The sequence below is a fragment of the Candidatus Bathyarchaeia archaeon genome (assembly GCA_038882715.1).
GTDB lineage: Archaea > Thermoproteota > Bathyarchaeia > Bathyarchaeales > DTEX01 > DTEX01.
Genome location: JAVZNR010000012.1, coordinates 23,687 through 47,505 on the forward strand (window position 1 = coordinate 23,687; position 23,819 = coordinate 47,505).

Annotated in this window: 19 protein-coding genes; 10 read left to right on the plus strand and 9 right to left on the minus strand. The window is 43.7% G+C overall.

The genetic code is table 11. The annotated features are described in order from the left end of the window. The first annotated feature begins 67 nt into the window (after positions 1-67). Complete coding sequence (locus QXR61_07520) at positions 68-1,150, plus strand: hypothetical protein (protein ID MEM3757795.1); 1,083 nt, start codon at positions 68-70, stop codon at positions 1,148-1,150. On the opposite strand, the gene QXR61_07525 is transcribed toward QXR61_07520, so the two are convergent. The 7 genes from QXR61_07525 to QXR61_07555 form a co-directional block, all read right to left on the minus strand. Beyond that, positions 1,144-4,167 carry a glycosyl hydrolase gene (locus QXR61_07525; GenBank protein ID MEM3757796.1) on the minus strand — a complete coding sequence of 1,008 codons (3,024 nt, stop codon included), beginning with the start codon at positions 4,165-4,167 and terminating at the stop codon, positions 1,144-1,146. The genes QXR61_07520 and QXR61_07525 overlap by 7 nt on opposite strands. A 426-nt stretch (positions 4,168-4,593) precedes the next feature. Continuing rightward, positions 4,594-5,433, minus strand: coding sequence for a hypothetical protein (locus QXR61_07530; protein MEM3757797.1), 840 nt, complete (start codon positions 5,431-5,433; stop codon positions 4,594-4,596). 153 nt (positions 5,434-5,586) lie between these two features. Then, positions 5,587-7,281 carry a phenylalanine--tRNA ligase subunit beta gene (gene pheT, locus QXR61_07535; protein ID MEM3757798.1) on the minus strand — a complete coding sequence of 565 codons (1,695 nt, stop codon included), beginning with the start codon at positions 7,279-7,281 and terminating at the stop codon, positions 5,587-5,589. 2 nt (positions 7,282-7,283) lie between these two features. Beyond that, entirely contained in the window at positions 7,284-8,792 is a 1,509-nt protein-coding gene (locus QXR61_07540) for a phenylalanine--tRNA ligase subunit alpha (GenBank protein MEM3757799.1), read from the minus strand. 122 nt (positions 8,793-8,914) lie between these two features. Beyond that, positions 8,915-9,946, minus strand: a complete 1,032-nt coding sequence (gene fen / locus QXR61_07545; GenBank protein ID MEM3757800.1) for a flap endonuclease-1 — start codon at positions 9,944-9,946, stop codon at positions 8,915-8,917. Positions 9,947-10,008: 62 nt separating this feature from the next. Further along, the gene (locus tag QXR61_07550) at positions 10,009-13,044 is read right to left on the minus strand and encodes an FtsX-like permease family protein (GenBank protein MEM3757801.1); all 3,036 of its coding nucleotides are present in this window, start codon (positions 13,042-13,044) and stop codon (positions 10,009-10,011) included. Beyond that, complete coding sequence (locus QXR61_07555) at positions 13,035-13,826, minus strand: ParB N-terminal domain-containing protein (GenBank protein ID MEM3757802.1); 792 nt, start codon at positions 13,824-13,826, stop codon at positions 13,035-13,037. The genes QXR61_07550 and QXR61_07555 overlap by 10 nt, the downstream gene beginning before the upstream one ends. 164 nt (positions 13,827-13,990) lie before the next feature. Between QXR61_07555 and QXR61_07560 the strand changes: the two genes are divergently transcribed. The 6 genes from QXR61_07560 to QXR61_07585 all read left to right on the plus strand — a co-directional run bounded on the left by QXR61_07560 (position 13,991) and on the right by QXR61_07585 (position 18,717). After that, a complete protein-coding gene (locus tag QXR61_07560; GenBank protein ID MEM3757803.1) occupies positions 13,991-14,302 on the plus strand; it encodes a translation initiation factor eIF-1A in 312 nt (103 codons plus the stop codon). Positions 14,303-14,456: 154 nt separating this feature from the next. Beyond that, a complete protein-coding gene (locus QXR61_07565; GenBank protein ID MEM3757804.1) occupies positions 14,457-15,257 on the plus strand; it encodes a serine protein kinase RIO in 801 nt (266 codons plus the stop codon). Further along, entirely contained in the window at positions 15,238-15,798 is a 561-nt protein-coding gene (locus QXR61_07570) for a KH domain-containing protein (GenBank protein MEM3757805.1), read from the plus strand. Before QXR61_07565 ends, QXR61_07570 begins: the two co-directional genes overlap by 20 nt. Positions 15,799-15,882: 84 nt before the next feature. Beyond that, positions 15,883-17,406 carry a DNA topoisomerase VI subunit B gene (locus QXR61_07575; GenBank protein ID MEM3757806.1) on the plus strand — a complete coding sequence of 508 codons (1,524 nt, stop codon included), beginning with the start codon at positions 15,883-15,885 and terminating at the stop codon, positions 17,404-17,406. Further along, positions 17,393-18,481, plus strand: coding sequence for a DNA topoisomerase IV subunit A (locus QXR61_07580; protein ID MEM3757807.1), 1,089 nt, complete (start codon positions 17,393-17,395; stop codon positions 18,479-18,481). Before QXR61_07575 ends, QXR61_07580 begins: the two co-directional genes overlap by 14 nt. 29 nt (positions 18,482-18,510) lie before the next feature. Then, entirely contained in the window at positions 18,511-18,717 is a 207-nt protein-coding gene (locus QXR61_07585; protein MEM3757808.1) for a hypothetical protein, read from the plus strand. 19 nt (positions 18,718-18,736) lie between these two features. On the opposite strand, the gene QXR61_07590 is transcribed toward QXR61_07585, so the two are convergent. Beyond that, the gene (locus QXR61_07590) at positions 18,737-19,792 is read right to left on the minus strand and encodes an alpha/beta hydrolase family protein (GenBank protein MEM3757809.1); all 1,056 of its coding nucleotides are present in this window, start codon (positions 19,790-19,792) and stop codon (positions 18,737-18,739) included. 123 nt (positions 19,793-19,915) lie between these two features. Further along, positions 19,916-20,986 carry a uroporphyrinogen decarboxylase family protein gene (locus QXR61_07595; protein MEM3757810.1) on the minus strand — a complete coding sequence of 357 codons (1,071 nt, stop codon included), beginning with the start codon at positions 20,984-20,986 and terminating at the stop codon, positions 19,916-19,918. Between the two features lie 101 nt (positions 20,987-21,087). Here QXR61_07595 and QXR61_07600 point away from each other — a divergent pair, with 101 nt between their 5' ends. The 3 genes from QXR61_07600 to QXR61_07610 all read left to right on the plus strand — a co-directional run bounded on the left by QXR61_07600 (position 21,088) and on the right by QXR61_07610 (position 23,387). Continuing rightward, complete coding sequence (locus tag QXR61_07600) at positions 21,088-21,816, plus strand: ThuA domain-containing protein (protein ID MEM3757811.1); 729 nt, start codon at positions 21,088-21,090, stop codon at positions 21,814-21,816. A 67-nt stretch (positions 21,817-21,883) separates the two neighbouring features. Further along, positions 21,884-23,056 (plus strand): AAA family ATPase, encoded by a 1,173-nt coding sequence (locus QXR61_07605; protein MEM3757812.1) that lies wholly within the window; start codon positions 21,884-21,886, stop codon positions 23,054-23,056. A gap of 4 nt (positions 23,057-23,060) precedes the next feature. Further along, complete coding sequence (locus tag QXR61_07610; GenBank protein MEM3757813.1) at positions 23,061-23,387, plus strand: hypothetical protein; 327 nt, start codon at positions 23,061-23,063, stop codon at positions 23,385-23,387. Positions 23,388-23,819: the final 432 nt, after the last annotated feature.

Sequence of the window (23,819 nt, forward strand, 5' to 3'; positions counted from 1 at the left end):
AAGCATCTAAGAATTTAAATGGTTTCATGCTAATTAATTTTAGAAGCGTATCTTAGCGGGGGTTTTCATGCTCTACAAGAAGGATTGGCATGAGGTTAAGGTTATATTTGAGGAATGGTGGGGGCGAGAACTTAACCGTCCACTGATACAAGTCACTGTGCCAAAATATGGGGAAGAGGTCTCCATAGATTCGTGGGCTTTCCTAAGATATTATCCTAACGTCGATGAAGCGCTGTATAGGGTTCTTGACCAAATGTCAAGAGTGGATTTTCTGATGGAAGCTTATCCAAATGTCTGGGTTAATCTCGGCCCCGGATCGCTCTCGGCTTACCTAGGTGCGGAGCTGAAATTTGATGGAAAAGTCAATACTGCTTGGTTTGAAGGTAACTTCAGCCTAGATGAGGTTTTGGAGGTCGAGTTTAACCCCAAAAATGAATGGTGGATTTATACCTGCCTAGCATATGAGGCTGCTAGGGAAAAATGTAGAGACAAAGCGATAGTCGCATTTACGGATCTGCTGGATCCAGTAACAGTAGTGGGGCAGCTTAGGGGCCAATATCCAACTAGAATTTTAAGAGATATGTTTTTCGAGAAGCAGAAGTTGAAGAAGGCTTTAGATAAGGTTCAAAGCCTGTTCTTCAAATATTTTGAGGAATCATGTAGATTGATAAAAGTCTCAGAAAACGGTTATTCTACTTGGGCCGACATATGGAGCCGTGAGAAACATTTTGTCCTTCAATGCGACACAATAGTTTACCTATCGCCGAAGATTTTTAGGGAAACAGTGTATCCGCTCATCATTGAAGAATGCGATTACTTCCAGAGAACCATATGGCATTTAGACGGCCCACTAGAACTAAAGCATCTCGACGACCTGCTAAACATAAATAGCCTTAACTGCATACAGTGGGTGCCCGGCGAAGGAAACCCGGACTGCGGAGAAGACTGCTGGATCCCATTATATAGGAAGATTCAGGAGAAGGGAAAACTGATCCAGATACCTTTCATACCGCCGGAAAAAATCGCCCACATATTAAGCAAAATATCTCCTAAAGGCGTCGCTTTAAAAACAAGCTTTAGGACAAAAGAAGAAATGAGGGAGACTGCCAATAATCTGGAAAAGAAGTTTGGGCTCCAAATAGTCTACTGATCTTGGCTTTCACCCGCCGGAAGCTCCTTGAACATTAAGAGTTTAATGTTTTTTACGCCGAAGGGCTTGAGCACGTACTCGTCAACCCAGTGCGCAGCATCCCTAAATGTTTCCGGACCTATGAATGCAGGATCCCCGCCCTCATAATGGAGTGGGCCGAGGGCGTTTCTTAAGTTTCCAACAAGCCGTATTTTTATCTCATTCTCTCCCGTTTTTAGGAGCTGGGTGACTTCGATCTCGTAGGGCGGCAACATGATTTTTCCGGCTTCTCTACCATTCACGTAGACTATAGCTAGCGATGAGTTAAGCCCGTCGAGTTGAAGCATGATTTTAACGTCTTCGGGTATATTTAGGCTTATGTTTCTGCTCAGTTCGATTTCACCAGCATAGAATGGGTAGCCCATCTGACACAGATCTCCAAGCTCCACAGATCCCGGCTCACTAATTATTTTTGAGGATCCTTTTGCTCCGGCTTTTACTCCGAAGTCGCCGAGCAGATATATGTTTTCCAGCTCGGGCTCTAATTCCACTACTCCATCCAGCTCCACGGTGTTTAATCCCTTCCCAATAAGCTCCGAAACATCTATCAATGGAAAACTCCAGTCTAACCAGTATCCATTAGGCTTACACTCAACCCTCACCCCATTAACGTAGATCTTAAAGCGCTCAGGTTTCTCGACGACCAGATATAGGCGTTTACCCTTGAGATCAATGTCGGATTCAAACTCAAATCTCAGTGAAAATCTTGCGCCTAATCCATTCTGCACTATGGAGTTATGCGCTTTCCAGACGGGCGTAAGCTCGCTCCAAGCCCCCTTAACACGGTACCTGCAGTAATCCAGCACAAGAATATTGGGGTTTAATCTTCTAATCTTCCATGATCCACCTATAGTTTCCTCGCAGACCTTAACCAATTCCTTCGTCAAAGTCTCCGCTGCATGAGCGCTGGGACTTAGAACGAATAGAGCTGAACCAACCGGTTCAAGTCTTACACTCAGGCTGGTTCTTCCGTAAGCGGACTCCGATGGATAAACCCTTTTTTCTCCATTTATAGCATCCCATTCTTCAACCTTGAATAAACCATTTATAGACAGCCTTAGGCTGTGGGCGTTTTCTCTGCTAGCATTAGCCAGGAACAATATGAGGGAACCGCTTTCTTCATCTAACCTTAAATGATATAGGATGTCTCCCTCCTCATCCCCCTCTATTGCGATAGGTCTAGGAACATTTTTTAGAGCCTCGCCTATAGAAGCCTTGTCAATCTTTTCGATATTAACCGCTTTACTCAATAGATCTGCGATTTTCTCGCTCCGTTCGCCCCTCACTAAAAACGGCTTAGGTGATACGGCTATCAGCTTTCCGCCACCCTCGACAAACTCCTGCAGCAGCTTAACGGTGCTTTCCTCCAGAGTTAGGCTTGGCGGTATTATAACCACGTCATACGGCATTTTTCCAACAAGGAGCTTCCCGTCCTTAACGCTGCCATGCTTCGCCATTAGAGTCTCGTCTCCCAAGTCGAAGTCTACGTGTAGTGAAATCAAGGTTCTAAGTAACGCCATTAGAAGATCATTTAGCTCCTTCACCTTGGATGTATTTAGGGGCGAGAAAGCCGCCCATGCGCTGCCTATAGGATGAATCACTAATACATTAACTATGCGCCTACCGATAGAAAGCATGTAGCTTAATCTAGCGAAATAATCTTCTATAATCCTATTGTATTTCCACCAAGGCTGGCTCCAGTGGAAGTTAAGCCCATAGTCCCGCTTCCTCCTACCACGCATCGAGTACGGCACTAGATGATGGTTTAATAGGTTGACGCCCATAGCATAAAGCCAGTCTCCAATCCACTTTCTATCTGCGAAAGACGGGTAGTTGCCAGTGCAACCGTACGTTTCACATAGAACCCTCCCTTTCCCGAGCTGATTTGCAGCGCTTGAAACCTGCTTAGCTGTCAGCAGGCTTCCCCAAACATGCATGCCTAAGTGATCTATTCCAGGGACATGCTGGTACTCGTAATGGGGCATCACAGCGCCGCCGCATATCAGTTGACTGAGAAGGCTGTCTTCAGCCAGATAGTGGCCTGTGAACTTTAACCCGTTTTTATCGCACCAATCATATATCTGTTTGGAAAACGCTTCTAAAAATAGCATAGTTACGGTTTTCCAGAAGTCGTATCTGGTTTTCATATAGTTTCCAATGTCAAATAATAATTCAGGCAGCCTATCCAAAATGTTATATCCGCTCATTTCCCTAAAGCGCTCAACAATCCCGTCAGTCCATGGAAGAGCAAAAGTTGGAAACCTAGGCCCTCTAGGCGGAACAGTAACATTTTCGCCGAAACCGAGCATTCTCGGCCTGCTGCTAGACGTGTTTGGCTCATCGGTGAAGACTCCCGGTATGCTTTTTCCAATCTCATCCCGGAACCTTTCAACATAAGGCGCATAGGCAACCTCAAGGAATTTTCTTACAACTTCAGCGTTTAACAGATCAACGTAGCTCATTCCGTTAAACCATGTTTCACCTAGAGGAGCCGTATAAGTCATAAAGGATAGATAGATGTAGTTGCCGCCCGATTCACCGGGTTTAGCGGGCACATACTCGCAGGGCAAACCCTCGCTATTCAATTTGCATTTGAAGGTGGCTAAAACCTCGTTGCCGCCATAGGCCCTTTCGCTCAGCACGGCGACTAAAGCCTTAGCCCGATATTTTGATCCAAGAGCCGGGATTATTCCGCCAGCAAAGCCTGAGGGCCAGCAAAGTTCATCATATATCCATATAAACATGCCGCGTTTCTTCGCTTCTTTGAGGGCTGCTTCGAAAGATTTAAACCATTCATCGCTTAGAAAAGGTGTGGCTAACCCCTCCCTAGCGTGGAAGAAGGCGCCCCCGTATCCACCAGAGTCTAGTAAAGTGATTTGGCGGGCAACCTCCTCGGGGTCCAAATAGTCGTTTATCGACCAGAAGGGCGCCCCCCTGTACTCTGGCGGCGGATTCCTAAACAGCTCGTAGCTAACCAAGAAGACCACCTTAAATACTTCATTTCCTGAAACAGCTTATAAGCCTTTAAGCCTTCTGAACATGCCCAAAAAATAATTATCGTGGGCGCTTTGTGTTCCACGCGACTAACACCCAGCCTCACAGACGAGCGGTCTTTCGCTCCCCTCAGCTGGGCTCTCTCACACGTGGAATCTTAGCGCCCACGCCCGCCGTGTCCCGCATCTGGGTAAACTCTCCCTCATTGAAGGGGCTTTACGCCCATCTCGGTTGAGTCCGTCTCTGCGGGCCCCGCGAAAAGGGTTCCGGCGGGATTAAGCTCGTATCATCGCTAAATTTATCGTATATAGAAAATGTAAATAAACTTTACTTTAACCCAGCCCACCATTTTACCTTAGCGTATAACGCTCAGTGTTATGTGAGCCCTCCTCTTCAAGCGCTTCGGAACTCTAGATGTTGGCGCCTAAAATCAGAGATATGGCTGCGGCTCCAATTATAACTGCTATGGTCTGTAGGAGCGTTATTTTCCAGTGTATTTTCATTTTGCGGGAGCGGTAGTAAACTAGGAACAGACCGATCATTGCTGCGATGATTAGGAATGATAGGAAAACATCGATTGGTTGAGGCAGGATGAGGTAGATCGCTATCGGTACAGCGGCCGAAATAAACGTTGCTCCTCCACACGTTAGAGCTGATAAAACGTTCGTTCTACTCCTCTCCTTACGCAGTAAGTCAAGAAGCTCCTTAGCTAGATAAATCGCTTTCTCTTTCTCTACTTTGTCCGGGATATCGCTTAAACTATAAATTATTAGGTTCTGCAACGTTGTTAGATCCGCTAAATCCTCAGTCATTCCGCCCAGCAGAAAACTTGAAAAGTTTGTTATCGAAATTATTATGAGACTTAATATAGACGCTATCAGCGTCACTTTCACAGTCAACCCAGCTATAAGGGAGGACGCTATCACCACAAGGCTGGCAACTGTTCCATCCGCTATACCAGCTATAACCTCTAAGACAGGTTCGCTCCTAAAAAGGAATTTTCTCCATTCTCTGCCTATCTCAGCCCCCTTATCAGTCAACTTAACGTGGTCGCCTGACGCGGATAAGAGACCCTCTTCAACCATGCTCTTTAAAGTCTCATTAAAATCCTTAGCATCAATGTTAAATCGCCCCTTGCAGAGGCGGCATATTCTATGCTCTAAACCACGCCTTGAAACAACTTTCTCACCGAGCTCTATTAGGGTGAGGATTCTTAAAATGTCTGCTAAGTCTTGTATTTCAAACGACAATTAACATTATTCACCCGGTTACCCAGAAATAGAAATGTAAGAATCTAATAAACTTTTCTAAGCCTACCGGTTGCCCAGATGCCAAAAATTTAAAAGATTAGATAAAATCATGCTTTTCCGATCCTCTCAACGAAAAAAGGATAGGAAAAAGATTTACTTAGTCTTTAACAGGCTCCATATTTTGCTAAGGTTTATCTCGAAGGCTGCGGCTGGGTTCTCTAAGCCCCAGTTCTGGAGCACTTGTGGGTTTATCTCACCTATAAAACCGGTCTCCTCCCCATTCACAATTATTTTTCCAACGCGTCCATCGATAAAGCTTCCGTGGCTCGTCTCTTCTAAACTGTATTCAAGCCCCAGGTTATATAATAGTGCTTCAAGAACCGATTTAATTTCGGAGAACCCGGCTTCAGAATCTATTGTCACGCACGCTAATTTCTCAACGTCTCTGGTCTTATTGGGCTGCTTTTCGTCATGTATAGCGCAGTAGCCAACCTCAAAGATCCTTTGCGGATACTCGACATGAGTATTGTGGCTTAAAAACTCCATTAAGCTTGGCAGCAGCCAGCTCCTTAAGCAGGTCATTGACGAAACTTTTGGGTTTGCCACCTCAACCACCCTCTCACGTTGAATGTTCATTTTCTCAAATAGCACGGTTTGATTTGTTAAAGTGAATGTGAGAACCTCCTGGTAACCTAAGCCAATCATCAATTCCCTAACTAGGTTACGAAGCTGAGTTTCACGCGAGAGCCCACCGACGGTCGATATTTGAGGCCACCTTGGCTTTATCCTGTTTAAGTCGTAGGCTGTAGCTATGTCTTCAACAACGTCTATTGGATGCATTATATCTGGGCGATAACACGGTATCTCAACAACAATCTCGGCGCCTTCTACCTCTGAAACCCCGTATCTAGATCTCTCCAAAAGATCTATTATCTCGTTGAGACTTAACGGAACCCCTATAACTTTCCTCACATAGTCAATGTTTATATGCATCTTTTCCGTTTTGAGGTCTGGCGTTGTAACTTCTCCTAGATCTTCGTAGGGATAGCGTATTTTAGCTGAATATATTCTTCCGCCTCTATCTGCTAGGGCTAAAATAATGTTTGTCAGAGTGTATAGAACTGTTCTGTATAATGTGCCAGTCACCTCCACAAGAACGTTCTTTGTCTCAACTGTAACTCTCCCAAGGTCATTTGAGTTGATTATGGGTGGGAAAGATAAAACCTTGCTCCTAGAGTCTATGAAGATCGGCCAAACATCGAACTGTTTAACTATATGCCCGTACTCTATTCCTTTAGGATGCTTCTCAAGTATCTCGGCTAACGTTAACTCCTCATCAAAACCCAGCGGAATGAACCTCGTTTCATCCGGTCTAGAAACAGTGTAGCGTAATGGAGGGGTAACCAGATCAAAATCGTATAGCCCTATTGATGTTCTACGCCTACCGCGGCCATAGGTTTGATCCATTTTATCTTGGAAGCGCATTACGTGGCGTATCGCCGCATCACTTAGCTTCACATTTTTAACGACCGCGCAAGCGATATATGGACGTATATTTTTTAAGCGTGGGTCAACGGCGATCTCAACCCCCGATTCGCCAGCAACCTCGTAGCGTTTAAGGCCCTTCTCGATGTTAAGTATTCCTTTCAAGGCACGCGCTATCCCCTCCACGCCCCATATGTCGGCGCGATTACTATCCTTAACATCTATATGGATCTCTTTCTCGTCAGCATACTTCACTTCGCCTTTTATGAACGACAATATTTCATCCAAGTCTTCAGGACTTTGCGGCAGCCTCATTCCTAGAAGCGACTCCAGATCCTCACGTTCAACCTCGATTGTCGGCATACTTATATCATCTCCTTTCTTCTAAGCCAATCAAGGTTGTGAGTGAATAGATAGCGTATATCGTTTATTCCAGCCTTCATCATGAAGAGCCTATCTACGCCTAAACCCCAAGCTAAAACTGGGACATCTATGCCGAGCGGCAGCGTCACCTCTGGGCGAAAGATTCCGGAGCCGCCGAACTCCATCCAGCCATAACCCTCTTTATAGGCTGACAACTCAACGCTCGGCTCGGTGAACGGGAAGTAGTCCGGTCTGAACCTAACCTTATCTGCTCCAGCTATATCTATTGCGAAGCGTTCAAGTATCCCAAGCAGATCGCGTAACGTTAAATCTTCACCTACAACTATGCCTTCAACCTGATTAAACTCGCTTAAATGAGTTTTATCCATGAGCTCAGGCCTATAGCAGCGGGCTATAGCGAAATATTTTCCGGGTATCTCAAGATCCTCGCTTATAAGCGTCCTTACGCTTACTGCTGTCGTATGACTGCGCAAAATCAGTCTTGCAGCCATGAGAAGCGAGAACTTGTATCCCCAACCCTTTGAGCCAGTCTTCCACCCATTTTCATGCGCCTCTTTAACCCGCTCAAGAAACTTCATATAGGGGGTTAAGTCGCCATACTCAGGATCCTTAACAAGATACATGTCGTGAATCTCTCTGGCCGGATGGTCTTGAGGCATATAGAGCCCATCACAATTAAAGAAGCTTATTTCAACAATCGGCCCATTCATCTCCTTAAATCCTAAAGCAACAAGCTTCTCTCGAACCTCATCTAGGAAACGCAGGTATGGATGCTTTTTTCCAGGCCAAACTCTGGGCGTAGGAGCCCTAATATCATATTTTAGGATCCTCTTTTCACGCCATTTACCAGTCACTATGATCTCCGGAGTTAGCTGCGTTATCTCCTCAACCACCTCGACTCCCCTTTCAAGCAGGCTCAACCCATCATTAGTTAACTCAACCTCTTTAATGGATCCCTCACTAACGTTGATTATCTTTCTACCCTTAAGGACCTTAAAAGCCTCTTTCAGGTTATCGTCTAGCTCTTCAAGGGTTAAAACTCCAGCCATGTTAAGCATCGCCAAAAGCTTTTCATCGGATCCGGTCTCCGGCTCCCTTAAAATCTTAAGCCTCCGCTCCCTAGATTCCATCTTCGCCCAGCCTTTGCGGATAAGCCAGCCCAACGCTATAGTTGCAGTCTCGTTGTCCATTGAAGCAGCCCTAAAAACATCGTCTATTGATGCTTCACCACCCATTTTCATCAGTATCTCAGCTAACCGTCTCTCCGGCAACTTATCTTCAGCGTATTTCTTCCCCTCATCGTTAAGTGAAAAACGTGTCACCTTTTTCTCATTCATCTTCACAAGCTTTTTATCCTCAAGCGATAAAGCCGCCCGTATAACAGCCGCATGTGCGAGACCGGTCGCTTCAACAATCTTCTCAATAGTAGCTCTCCCGCCAAAATTCTTTAATGCCATGAGGACTCTTCTCTCATTTTCACGCAGATCCACTGATCTCACCTTTTCCCTCTGCTTCCTTAAAGCCATCAACTCATATATTTTTCGCTAGGATTCAAATAAGCAATTTCTGGTTTAGGCTCCTTTTAGCCTTTTTCACCCAAGTTATACTAATGCTAGAACCATGATTCCAGCGTTCTTTTCGCCCTAGCTTTCCTCATCCCTTTGATGGCTTCCTCCAAAGCCTTTCGCACCCGGTCCTCCGAAAAATCTTTTTCACCGCAAAGGAAACTCAGCACGCCCTCTATATTCGGCTCACCCCATTTAATTTCATACTTATCTGTAACGTTCGGGTGAAGAAAAATTTCCCTTATTTTCGCTGGCTCAACTGGAAACTCGGCACCCTTTATCGCCGGCAGGGCTTTCTCTAAGCTCCCATACGTCTTTATGAGTTTAAGCGCTGTTTTAGGCCCAATGCCCCTTACGCCATCGGGATTATAGTCTGTCCCAATGAGTATTCCCACGTCAATTAATTGTTCACGTGTAATGCCCAGCTCCCTAAGAATACGATCCAGCTCGACTATTTCGGGCGTAACTTCAACATAGACGTTCTTTCTGGGAAGCTTCCTCTTCCCAGATATAGTTAGGTTCCTTAGTAGGTGGGGCGCGCCAAAAAGCAAGCTGTCATAATCTTGGCTTGCACAGAAGTTAGCGTCTCCTTTCCTAACTATATGCGCTGCCTGGGCTTCACCTTCTGATGGGGCTTGAACCCATGGTACGCCCATAAGCGTTAACAGACGCTTAGCATCCTCAGCCATGTAGTCTTTTAGATGAGAGGTCATCTGCGCATATTTGCGGGCCTCCTCGATCTTACCCTCCCTTAACGCGGCTTCATACTTCTTTATTGCCTCTTCTTTCACCTTCATCCTACTCTTGATCTCAGCCTCTTTAAGGTCTGGCGGCTTACCATCAAAAACATAAACGGGTTTTATCCCTAACTCAAGTAAATTGCATGTTCTATAAAATAGGCCGCTCAAGTGACTTGTAATTCTCCCCGAGTGATCCATGAGCGGTGTCCCATCAGGCTGCCTAATTATCGCGAGAAATTGGTATAGCGCGTTATATGCATCTATCGCCACAACCTTACCACTAAGGCTGCTTAAATCAGTCGGCGTTCTAGGAACCAAATCGCCTAAATCGACACCCATAAACCCAACTCTCTTTAATAAGGTGTAATTTGAAATTCCCATTATTATTTTTTATTTTATCTTTAAACCGCCCCCATTATCCTCTTTTTCTCTTTAATCCATCTCATCAATATCTCATGAACAAAATCTACGGTTCTTTCCATAGCGCTCTCAGGCATACCAGGCGAAATTGGCTCCGAAACCAGTTTAACTCTATAATATTCTTCATCCCGCCTCTTCACTAAAGTTAAAGCATTATTTGTCCCACGCCTATTCTCTGGAGGGCCGAACAGATACACAAATCTAATAGTCTTTATTATTTCACCTCTAACGCTCTCAGTCTCCGGCAGATCTTCAATATTTTCAACTCTCTCCACGTAACCATGCCTCAAGTCGCTTAAGCAGCTTAAAAAGTAGCCTACAAAGAACTCCTTTTCATTAATCAGCACTTTTATCGGCATGCTTAACTCTCTGACCTGATATACCCTGAATATCTCTTCTCTGCGCTTTCTCTCCTCCTCTTCAGGTCTTTTAACCCTCTTTATCCTTGATGGTGTATATGCGCTGACAGCCATGGCTGCCGGCTTCATGGCGGATAATACTGAGATCAGTATGGCTAAGGCGAAGCCTAGGGCGCTCCACCACCATTCGAGCTTCTCCCTAACCATTAGATCGTGGCCGAAGAGCGTCATGATTCTGTAAAAGCTTAATCCGGCCAGGTAGCCTAAGCTGCCGCCAACCATGCCTATAACCGCGGCTTCGGCTACAAATGTTAATCCTATGTGTGTTGGATTTAATCCAACCGCCGATAAAACTCTAATCTCCTTTTCTCTCTCATAAGCGCTGTTAATCATCACCATGCTGACGTTAAGGACAACCATAATTATCGGAATTAAAAGCTCTAAAACCCCTTTAAACTCTATGAAAGAGCCGATATGGTAATATGTGACCACATTATTTGATGAAACAAATATGTCATAACCATACGTGAGAACAATACTTTTAATACTTGACTCCACGTTAGTGATGGAGGCTGGTTGAAAAACTATATCTGATAGTAACATGAGGTTTGGTACCCTATCAAGAATTTTTTCCGCGGTCTTCAGATTAATAACCATTATTTCTGTGGCATTGCACCTTCGCAAGGAGCCATCTTCAAGGAGCCTGTATGGGCCGAAAAATGAGCCGTCAATATCTTTTAAAGCCTCATATTTCTCATCGTTAATAAGCCCTTTCACAATAAAATTCTCTGTAAGGCCGCCTGTTATCCTTATGGTCACGTTACTGTTTTCCCTAACGCCCAACCTTTTAGCCAAGTTTGAACCTATAAGAACCTCGCCATAAGCATCATCGCCTAAATGCTCTCCGCTCTCAACGATTTCCCTTATCCCTGTATAGTACGCTTCAATACTGGGACATATAGCCATCATGCCGTAAATAGGTTGATTCTCATTGGTTTTCGGGTTTACTAGCAGGACTATGGGGTTTGCTTGAGGAAGGTTTCTCCATCTCTGTGCGACATTAACCATGGGGATTATTTCTGAGATAGTGATTATATCGCCGTAGCCTAATGGCGAAAAGAAAGCTGAGGAACCATTAACCATTCTCCTCACTAGAACACCTTCTTGTGGCGATGTAGAGTCAACTCTTTCAGAAACTACTCCAAAAACGGTTCCAAAAGATGTAAGCGACACAAACGCTAAAATAAGAATACCAACCGAGAAGATTGTAAAGAACCCGCGTATCTTTTTGCGTTTTATCTGGCGTTTACCCATAGAGAAGAGTAACACGATTGCGCTTCTCCACGTAACCTCTCCTTCAACAGACCGCTCTTTCCAAATCCGCGGTATTATGAAAACTAAAGATGAGAAAACGATGAATGAGGCGACGGCAGCGCATATGAAAAGCATGATGTTTCTGCTGATTATTACATGTGTACCTGGATGAGTATAGTAGAGGGCCGCTAAGAATAGCACATAAAAGATAATGTTTGACAATATTTTCCTTCTTTCATCCTCAAAAAAGAAGAAGGACACCGCGATACTAAAGACTGAAATAACAGCCGGGAGATAAACGGCTTGACTCTCGGCAAAAAACAATTTATCTCTGATTATCCTGTGAATACTATCTATTTCGTCAATGGCTTTTCTAAGAGTTAACCAAACTTTTCTGAAATCCTCGTCCTTTTGGGCGCCCTGCAAAAGTACTTCAGCTTCCACTATGTTTTGGCTTACGTGGCCTAACATTCTTCTTTCATCGAAAACGGTGAAACCAATAGCTTGCGCCCCATCGATAATACGAGAAATCTCTGCGAATAGCGTTCTAGTATACTCCACGCCCCTCTTAAGGCTGTAGGCTGGAATCTTGATCGGCGGGAGAACCTCTCCTTGAGACGCTATAAATGGTAGAGACCCATTATATATGCGGAAGATCTCTTTCTCAAATGATAACCGCGAAAACTCCCTTCTTATATAGGATACTCCAACTTCAAGGAAGAAGGGAAAACCCGCTGGAACAATCACGATGCTGTCCGGTAAGCCTAAGAAGAAAGCGTCTAGAGAGGAACCATACTCACTAATAAATGAGTGGTTGAAAGGTTTTGTCTCCACCATGACCTTTACGCTCATGCGGCGTTTTTCCATACTCGGCGACTGAGCAATATAGGGGATACCTTCAATCTCAATTAATGCCCCTGGAAGCAACGTTAAAATCATGTTTTTAGCCTCCGCCCTCTCGAAATAAATCGTCGCTTTTACGGGAACATAATCAACCATTCTCGCATTGAAGTCGCCTCTAAAAGCATACAGCCAATATGTGCTTCTAAGTCTGATACGGTCTTCAGGTATTATGCATTCCCCGTTCTCGTCAGTGAAATATTTATATACAATTAAATTAGATATGTCCCACAATATTATTGTCGCATTCCGTACAGCTTTACCCGTCAGAGCATCAATGGTTTTTACATGTATCAATGGCGAGACATATGTCTGTTCTGCAACATCAATTACTTGCATGGATTGACGAGAAAGAGAAGCGCAGTTGACGATACATGATGAAGTTAAACAATAATGTATTAGCAACACTGCGAAAAAAATAACTGTAAGGTATTTTACATGCATAATTTTGCATACTCCTCCCCGCATACTTTTATATCGTCAATTCCTTTAAGACCCAACCTGTTAACTGTTCTGATAATTCCATATTCTAGATCCTTTTTTGGAGTTAAGAGGATGGCTCTAATGGTTTCTAAGTTCATTTCTTTAGCTCTTAGGGCTCTCGCATGTCCATCGAGAATATAATATTTCCCCCCGTATTTAATGCAGACTATTGGGACAAGCAACCTTTCTATCGACCTTACTTGCTCACCGCTGACCTGCGGCTGCGTAGGAACAAGCTTTTCTAGAGGCACATTTTCAACTATTATGTAAAACGGCAAGCCGTACATTGCCTCATAATACTTCAGTAATGTGATTATTTGGCTCCACGCCTTTAAAATTGGATCATCTATAGGTGCTGGATCAATTATGGGCAGCGTTTCTATTGCGCGTTTCTGGGGAGCACGGTAGCTCACCTCTTCCGGAAAACGTAGTACGTAGGACTCTACGGTTTCCTTCATCATTTTTGTTAAGATGTAGGCTCTATGGTGACCATCCACAACGTAGTATTCTCCGCCCTTCCTAACGGTTATTATAGGAACCCTATAGCCCTCGTCTATGATTTTCATGAGAATCATAGCTAATTTATCCTTCTCTAGAAAATCTTCTGTTGGGCAAAGTGATTTAACGGGCAGAACCTTAAACTCCATTCCCAGCTTAACGCCATAGATTCTCTCAAGACTTGATTTAATACTTTCAACTTTTACGGGCAAATCTTCTAGCGTTGTCAGCTCTATTTTACGCAATATTTTCAGCCTCACTTTTTCAAGCTATTTTTAGAGAATGAAGAATATAAGTGTGACTTAGAGTAAACCATTTATTAACAGAATGGATCTTAGGTGTAATGTATTTAAGTAGGGCCCGTACTTTAATAGGTAGATGTAATCAGCGTAAATGATGAGGAGGGTACTTGGGTAAAAAGAAAGTTGTTAGTGAAGAAGAGCTTGAGGAGGAATTAGTGCTTCCATCTGGAAGCGATGTTTTAGGAATAGCTGTCAAGTTGCTTGGTTATGACCGCGTGTTGGTTAAGTGTCAGGATGGACATGAACGCATATGCCGCATAAGGGGTAAGCTTAAACGTAGGTTTTGGATAAGAGTTGGTGACGTTGTTCTAGTTTCACCATGGGACTTCCAATATGAAACGCGAGGAGACATAATTTGGCGCTACACGAAGGGTCAAGCGGAGCATCTGCGTAAAATGGGTCTTTTAACTATTCAATAGTAGTCTTTTCCAAAACTCGTGAGTTTTAACAGGTGAGCTGGAATATCTATTTAAGCATCTTCTCAATAAATGTCAAGTAACCTATTTAAGGAAACTTGCCTCATGGAAAAAGGTATTACAAGCATCTCTACCAGTAATCCGGAGGTATTTTTCATTGTCACTTAAGGATAGATTGCGGAAGAAGCTGGAACGAGAGGAGAAGACCTATGAGTCGGAGCAACTGATGAAGGAGAAGCGAAGCGAAGAATACGAGGTTCTTGAAGAGGTCTTCGATAAATCGACTCTTATGACAATATACGATTTTATGAATGATGGTACAATAAAGGAGATTTACGGCGTCGTGAATTCCGGTAAGGAGTCGCGGATATATTGGGGAATAGGTCCAAACGATGAGGAAATAGCCATAAAAATATTTCTAACGGTTTCAGCCGAGTTTAGGAAGGGCAGACTCCCATATATTATTGGGGATCCAAGATTTAAGAACGTTAGGAAGAATTTGAGGAATCTAGTCTTCTTATGGGCTCAAAAGGAGTTTAAGAATTTGAATTCGGCGTACGAGGCTAAAGTCAGGGTTCCGCGCCCAATAGCTATAAAAAATAACGTTTTAATCATGGAGTTTATAGGTAGAAATGGCGTAAGCGCGCCGCTTTTAAAGGAGGTTGATCTTAAAAATCCGGGGAGAATGTATCGTATGGTTCTTTTACATGTTAAGAGACTTTATAGGGGGGCTGGTCTAGTTCACGGGGATCTAAGCGAATACAACATTATGGTTTGGAGGGGCAGACCCGTTCTATTCGATCTCTCACAAGCTGTTCCAATAGAGCATCCTAGTTCAGATCAATTTCTTTTTAGAGATCTAGAGAACATAAATAGATATTTTTCAAGGATTGGTGTAAATGTTATTGATATCGAAGAATTATATAGGGTGGTGACAGGTGAAGCAGCTGTTCGTTAAGATACCTAGGGAGAGAATCGGTGTACTTATAGGACCGAACGGTAGCGTAAAAGATTATATACAGAAGAAGCTACCGGTGAACCTTGACATTGACAGTGATACTGGTGACGTAACAATCACTTTAAGAGATGACGCCGACGACCCCTCGCTGCTTTTTAGGGCTAAAGATATAGTTTTAGCGATAGGTAGAGGTTTCTCTCCTGAAAGAGCCTTTAAACTTTTAGAAGGTGAAGACTATATGCTAGACATAATTGATTTAAGGGAGATCCTTGGGAAATCTGAGTCTGAAATGAGGAGAGTTAGAGGCAGAATAATTGGGAAGGAAGGAAAGTCTAGGGAAATGATTGAGGAGCTAAGCGGAGCCCTAGTATCTGTTTATGGGCATACAGTTGCGATAATAGGTGATATTGAACAAGTTAACGTAGCCCGCGAAGCAATAAATATGCTGATAAACGGTAGCCAGCACTCGACAGTCTACAGGTTTCTGCAGAGGAAGAAGCAAGAGCTTAAGAAGAGGCGACTTGAACTCTGGGAAGCGTGAACTCTATCACCCGGATCTAGATGAACATAATATGAATTCAATAAGCTCATAACTAAGATATGCAATTTTAAGAGTTAGAGGGGCGTGAAAACAATAAGTCAAGTATTTCAGGAAATAAGTCCAGCCGACTTCTTCTATAGGAATAGGGAGATAGCGGGTTTCGCGAACCCTGCAAGGGCTATTTTCTCAGCTATAAGAGAGCTTTTAGAGAATTCTCTTGACGCTACGGAACCCATGGGGATTTTACCGGAGATTTATATACGTTTATCGTCTACTAACGAGGGTGAGAATGAAAATATCTACTTTTTGAGAGTTAGAGATAATGGTTCAGGCATACCGGCAGACTATGTGCCATTAGCCTTCTGCCAATTCCTATTCAGCTCGAAATATAAGTTGCGGCAATCCCGTGGAACATTCGGTCTAGGCGGAACGATGACTATCCTCTATGGGCAGATAACGACTAATAAACCTGTAAAAGTTATCTCAAGCACCGGCTCCCAGAAGATATACGAGTACACCCTAATGATAGATATTGAGCGTAACCGCCCAATCATCTTAGATAGAAGAATACGTGAAAATGAGGGAGGATGGCATGGAACAATAGTTGAGCTGAGCCTTGAAGGCGATTATACCAAAGCGATGCCGAAGGTTCTCGAGTATTTAAAGCAGACGGCGATCGTTAACCCATACGCCAATATCACGTTTGTTGATCCAAGAGGTCGGCTATATAAGTTTGAGAGAGTTGTTTCAAGGCTTCCGCCCCAACCGAAAGAAACGTTGCCTCACCCCCATGGCGTGGACGTTGAAACATTATATCGCATAATACGTGTAACACGGTGTAAGACCCTACTCGATTTTATGCAGGAGCACTTTCATAGGGTTGGCAAACGCATTGCCCAACGTTTCCTCGAGTTTGCCGGTTTCCCGGAGGACGCCGACCCTAAAAGCCTTAAGCCAGAGGAGATAGTTAAGCTTGTCCAAGCAATGAAGAGCTTTAACGATTTTCTGCCGCCTGACGCCGATTGCTTATCGCCTTTAGGCGAAGAAATACTCAGGGCTGGGATACTGAAGGAGCTTGAACCCGAGTTTGTGGCTGTTACTCAGCGTAAGCCCTCAGCGTATTCTGGGCATCCATTCATTATTGAGGTTGGGATAGCGTACGGCGGCAAGGTTCCGATAAAAGACGACATACTTTTGTATAGGTTTGCAAACAAAATACCTCTAGTTTACGATGAGTCAGGCGATGTTAGCTGGAGGATTGTTAAGTCTATTGATTGGAGGAATTATGGGTTGACTCTCGGCATGCCCTTTGCTGTTTTAGTTCATGTATGCAGCACAAAGATACCGTGGAAAACTGTTGGGAAGGAGATGATTGCTGATAGACCGGAAGTTAGCAGGGAGATTTTAAATGGGGTAAGAGAGGTTGCACGTCAATTAGGAGCCTATTTATCGAGAAAAGAAAGAGTTAAACGTGAGAAAGCACGCCTCTCGGTCTTCGCGAAGTATCTGCCCAAAATAGCTGAGTTTTCGGCAAAACTGGCTGGAAAAGAGGAAATACCCAGTGTAGGGGAACTTTTAAGGAGGGCTAGGAAGCTTGAAGAAGATTAGCATCACAGCTAGGGAGAAGAGGAGAGAGGTTCTTTTAAAGCTTGAAAGGTTTGGATGCGACATATACAGCCAATTGGAGGAGGGAACGTTCCCGAACATTATTATGCCGAGCAGATCTATTGACAACATATACTACGACCCAGAGCTTAGGCAGTACGTCTTAGGTAGTAAGAGAGTTAAGAGAAGCGCGGGTAATATTAGGCATTTGAGACCCCTTACACAGCTGGTTTGGATGGCGTATTTCGTTCATGAGTTAACTTTAAATCAAAAGACTTCGACGCTCAGAGACGTCTTCTACTCAGCCCAAGCGTACGATGTATCTTTTAACACTCAGGATGAGTCCGACGACATTATAACTGATCTAGAAACAATATTGGGGTGTACAAGAGAAGACTTCAATGTTTTTCCAGAGGAGAGGTCGGCGGTTTTCGGCGACCTAACGATAGAATATACTGTCCCAAACTATGAGGGGAAGCGTCTTAATTTAACATCACATCCGGACGGCGTAATGATCGGGCCAGCGTTAACTTCAGCGGAGTTTGTGGATACAAGCGCCGACAAGGTTATAGCTATTGAGAAGGGTGGTTTATTCACGAGATTTATTGAAGAAAGGGTTCATGAAAAATTTAAGGCCATCCTAGTCTTTTTGGGCGGCCAGGCTCCGCGTTCAACAAGATATTTTATCCGCAGATTAAACCGAGAGCTGGGGTTGCCAGTTTACGTGTTTACTGACGCTGATCCGTGGGGCATGCACATAGCTATGGTGATAATTTCCGGTTCAGCTAACGCAGCCCACGTGAAAGAGTTGACGACACCTGATGCTAAATGGGCTGGTGTCTGGGCGTCTGACATAGTGAACTATAAGCTGCCAAGCGATAAGCTTGAGGACATAGACGTCAAGCGTCTACATGAACTTATGCGTGATCCGAGATATAAGGGGGAGATATGGCAGAGGGAGATAAACGTCTTCATGAAGATTCAGAGGAAGTGTGAGCTGGAAGCGTTCTCAAGGTATGGGTTAACCCACATTGTGGACAAGTATTTGCCGCAAAGATTAAAAGACGTTGGAGAGTAAAACTTTTCTGGTTCAGCTGAGGGAGATGGATGAGTAGAGGGAGAGAAGAGAAATCTTTAGGTTTAATGTTTATAGAAAGAATCTCCGGCTTAATCCTATTGATTGTGGGCGTAATACTGGCGCATCAAACAAACATGAATTTAAGCAATATAGGCGGAGCTGGAGTCTTCTTTATGATCGTCAGCGCAATACTGGTTCTTCTAGGACTACTAATGATCATCGCTGAAACCACATAAAGCCACTCCAAGCTAAAACCTAAGCGTTTTTCTCCATAAGGAATTTTTTGAAAAACTCGAAAGCTTTTCGTCCCGAAAAGCTGTGTTCTCCCGGAAAAACCTCTATCCAGAGATTTTCTGGGTGCCCGCTAACCTCATACGCCTTTCTAATGGTTTCATGTGCTTTTAGCGCTGAATGGATCCAGAAGCATGTGTCGGACGCACCGCTTTCTATTAGCAGTGGTTTAGGCGCTATTGCAGCTATCACATCAGGCACATCCATATACTTGTATAAATATGGCACGATTTGGGAGCCACAGAAATTAGGTCTGCTAATAGCGTAATGCTCACCGGTTGTCGCATAACATATTATGTCCGCAGCTTTTATCCTATCGTCCAGCAGAGCTAAGAAAGTGGTCATTGTTCCTCCAAAAGAGAGACCCATGCAGCCTATTCTTTCCGGATCCACCTCTCTTCTCGTTAAAAGGAAGTCTATTACCCGCATTCCGTCAAATATGTTTGACCCAAGCAGGGTTCTACCTAAGATCAGATGCTGGAGAAAATGAACGTTACATATGTCTCTTCCAGGATATGGATTGTGATAGGCTATGCGCTCCCCAAAGCTTCTCCAATCAGGCGCAATGGTTATGAAGCCCGCCTCAGCCATCTGCTCCCCATAATTATAGTTGTGCCTTAAAATGTTAGCTTTTCTTTCAGGATCATTAAAGTGAACTCCTGCTACGGGATCCTTGCCATAGGGGCCGTGCCCGTGAGCGCAAAGTATTGCTGGCTTCTTTCCTCCGCCGTTTTTCGGTATCAGTAGGTAGAGCGGAACATAGCAGTCCTCCTCGGATTGAATTAACCACTTCTCCCTTACAAATTTCTCAGTCTCTTCAGACGAAAGTAAAAGGGGCTCTAATGGGGCTGGCTCAGGGAACTCCCCTAAAAGCTGTATAATTTTATTCTTCACCTCGGCTTTCCATTCCTCAAACTCCTCTCTGGAAGTTGCTTTAAAGGACATGGAAGGTTTAATCCGCTTGTAAAGCTTTAAGATGAAGTTGTCCGTGATTTGAGGGGCATCAACAACATCAACCACGAGCCATCACCTTAATACATAGAGCTAGCGCTAGCGACTTAAATAATCTTAGGTAATAAAATGTGAGCAGAAACTTAAGATGGTACAGTAAGATGTTTACACGTATTCTTCCGCTTAGATTTATTAGGATGTGGGAATTTCGATCGGCAGCTTCCCGTACTTATGTACCGTCTCCACCAGAGCCCTCAATCCTGATTTAAGGTAAATTGGATGTATATCCTCAGTTATGCTCATTATCAGTCTATCTCCCGGAGCGGATTCCCTCAAAAGGCTTATGGTGAAATCCCTCACCTTCTCCGGACCCTCCAATAAAACGGCTTCCGGGAAATTCATCCATATAACCTTGTTTTGCCAAGATTCTCTAGCCTCTTTAAGCGGCAAGTCCCCTCCCGGCGGCGGTGTGAAGGCTTCTATCGCGTCTAAACTGGTCAAAGATATGAGGTCTTTGAGAACTCTAAGCCTTCCATCCATGTGCGATATAACTTTCTTTCCACTCGCCTTAAGAATACTGCAATACTTGTTGTAGAATGGCAAGCAATATTTCTCAAAGAGTAACGGCGATATCATTACGCCATCTATGTTGTCTCCAATTCTCACTATCTCTGCCGGAGACCTAGCTATAACAGCATACATTTCCGCGTATTTTTCGTCGATCGTTTGAACAAGATCATCTATAATATCCGGCCTCCTTTTAAACATCATAGCGAAATTCCTGAAGCCCATGTATCTTAAGATGATCTTCATGAGCGGCGTATAATCGGAGCTCGCTGTAACTATACCGTCCCCCTCTAAATCTTCTTTAATCTGAATGTACTCTTCATAATTAGCCTCATACACAGTATCCTCAATAATAAACTTTAAAGCCTTGACATCATCAATATTTTTGACGAGATACTCAACGATCCAGCTGCCGCCTGGAAGCTGAAATTTAAGATTAACTCTCGTAATCATCGAGAGACTGCCCTTAGGAGTATTATAAATAGTGTAAACGTAATGACCTGTTCTCCTCTCCTCCACTTTAACATTGGGCATATACGATCTATAAACGCTGCATCTGACATCTAAACCTAAACCAATATTCCTTAAGTTTCGTTCAAATTCACCTCTTGGGAGATGATTTGAATAAATTAATATTGGAACAGCGTCAGGCATTCTTCCATCTAGCACTGTTTTAACCCTTTCAGCAATATTCATCTCAACGCACCGATCAGAATTATTAGTCTTCAGCCTACAGATAATTTATCATTTAAAAAGATTTATCTGATAAAGTTTCTATTTTTCTACGTGTGATGCATATGGACAGCAATAGGATAAACGTAACTGTTTGGAATGAGTTTATTCATGAAAGGGAAGATAAGCGGGTTGCTGAAATATATCCCGAAGGAATGCACGCCGTTATCGCCAAATATCTTCGTGACCAAGGTTTTAATGCTCGGACGGCTACATTTAATGAGCCAGAGCATGGCTTAACAGAAGAAGTTCTTAACAACACGGACGTATTGATCTGGTGGGGGCATGTTGCGCACGATAAAGTGAGCGACACCGTAGTTGACCGAGTGTACAGGCGGGTAACGTCTGACGGAATGGGGCTAATAGTACTGCATTCAGGGCATTTCTCCAAAATATTCAGGCGCCTACTTGGAACCTCATGCAACCTTAAGTGGAGGGAGGCTGCTGAAAAGGAGAGAATATGGGTTGTCGCTGGATGGCATCCGATCGCTGAAGGGCTTGGAGACTACTTTGAAATTGAGCATGAGGAGATGTACGGCGAACCATTCGATATACCGCCTCCAGACGAACTAGTATTCATAAGCTGGTTTAAGGGCGGCGAAGTTTTCCGCAGCGGATGCTGCTTTTACAGGGGGGCGGGCAAAATATTTTACTTTAGACCTGGCCACGAAACCTATCCAACTTACTATAACCCCACTGTACTGAAGGTTATAGGCAACGCTGTTAAATGGTGTGCCCCAATAAGGAGACCTAAACCGATAATGGGTAATGTGAAACCTCTTGAACCCATTTAAACTAAAACTTCTTCAACACAATTATTTATGACCACCTTTCTAAATAGTTTTAATTTGGGTTCGAAAATTGTTTAAAGCCCAGTCACATATATTTAAGGATAGGAACAAGCTCTCGCCCTATTATGTTCCAAAGCGTTTACCTCATAGGGATCAGCAGATAAGCATGTTGCTCTCAATCTACGGCAACACGTTAAAAAATGTTTGGGACGCCTACCCGCGTTTCACCCAGATTGTTGGGGCCGCTGGAACCGGGAAAACCTGCACCGCGCTTAAGTTTGGCGAAATCATCGTTGAGATGGCGCGTAGGGAGGGCATTAACCTTAAGCATGTTTATGTGAATTGTAAAGTTGATGGGGCGACACGTTATGTTCTCTTCAGCAATTTGGTGAGGAAGGTTACACAAAAAATATCAACGAAAAGCTTAAGCCCTGAGGAAATGATTAGGCAGCTGATTGAATATTTAAGGTTTGAAGAAATCTTCCTCATAATAACATTTGACGAAATAGATTATTTTGTTCAGATGAACCCGAGGGAGCGGGTTATATATGATTTGACGCGTATACCGGAAATGCGCCCCGGCGAACCTATACCAATAATTGGCGAGATATTTATCGCTAGGTCGCTTAAGTGGCATGATCTCCTTGAGTCAGGTGAGAGATCGACGCTTGGAATAGGCATAATAGAGTTTCCGAGATACACGAGTAGTCAGATCAGAGATATACTTGAAGACAGGGTTGAAGAAGCTTTCCAGCCGGGCGTCGTCTTAGACGAGACGCTTGACTTAGCAAGCGATGTAACCGCAAACCCGCCAGTCAACGGTGATGTTAGGATTGGTCTTGAACTCCTTTATTATTCTGGGATATTGGCGGAAAATCTTGGGTTAAATAGGGTTTTGCCTGAGCATGTTCGCAGGGTCTTCAGCGAGATAAATCCGACCATAACGACTGAAGACATTATGAACCTTGATAAAGACGGCAGACTAATTCTTTTAGCTCTTGTTAGGGGATTGAAAGCAAACAGGTCTGCGTACATAGGCTTAAGGGATCTAAAGCGATTCTACAATATTATCTGTGAAGAGTATGGTGTAAAACCAGTTGAGGATTTCGAAGAGCATGTTCAAGACTTGATTTATAGAGGAATAGTTGATATGAAATCCTTGATGGAGATCGGGATATCCGGCGCAACCCTAGTGGATTTGGAAAGATTTTTGAATAATCTGTTGAGACAGTTGGAAGCATAGAGAAATGAGAAAAGAAAATAAGAGAATTGAGAGCATATGGGAAGAGCTTGAGCTTGGTTTAGGTGGAGGAAAAAAGCTTAGAGTCTTAATTCATTTGGCTCTAAACCCAGATAAAGCTTTCACGAAGTACGCTTTAACTAAGTATACAGGTCTTAGAACACCATCAGTTGACAGGAGACTTAAAATACTAGTTGATCTAGGTTGGGTTAAGGAGAACAGGTTCAAGCCAAAGACATATCAAATAAACACTGAGAATGAAGCAATTAAAGCCCTACTAGAGTTTCTTGCAGCAATAAAGAAGGTTAAAGGTCACCCCCCTCCCCCTACCTAATTTTTCACAGATTCCTTAAATAACTCTGAGACGCAAAATATTAAATGGTTGTGTGGATGACTAGAATTAGGTTTGGGATTCAGGCTAAACCCGATAATTTATCGTCTATTAGCGTGGGGGTTAATTTGGAGCATTGCCTAAATCCATGGGATGATAAATGCAAGAATACTGACATAGCTGTATATATCGTGTACAAAGGTAAGAGAACCCCTTTGTGCTGGAAATGCTGGAGGAAAATCTCAAAAAATAATGTCGTGTGGGAGGCCTATTAAGGATGGAGGATTTAGAGTCTCTTGATGGTGTCGGCCCATCAATAGCGTCTAAGCTTAGGGCTGCGGGTTACGTGACTATAGAGGCTGTAGCTGTTACGCCGCCGATGGAGATAGTTGAGAAGACCGGTATAGGTTTAGGGACTATACTTAAGATTCAAGA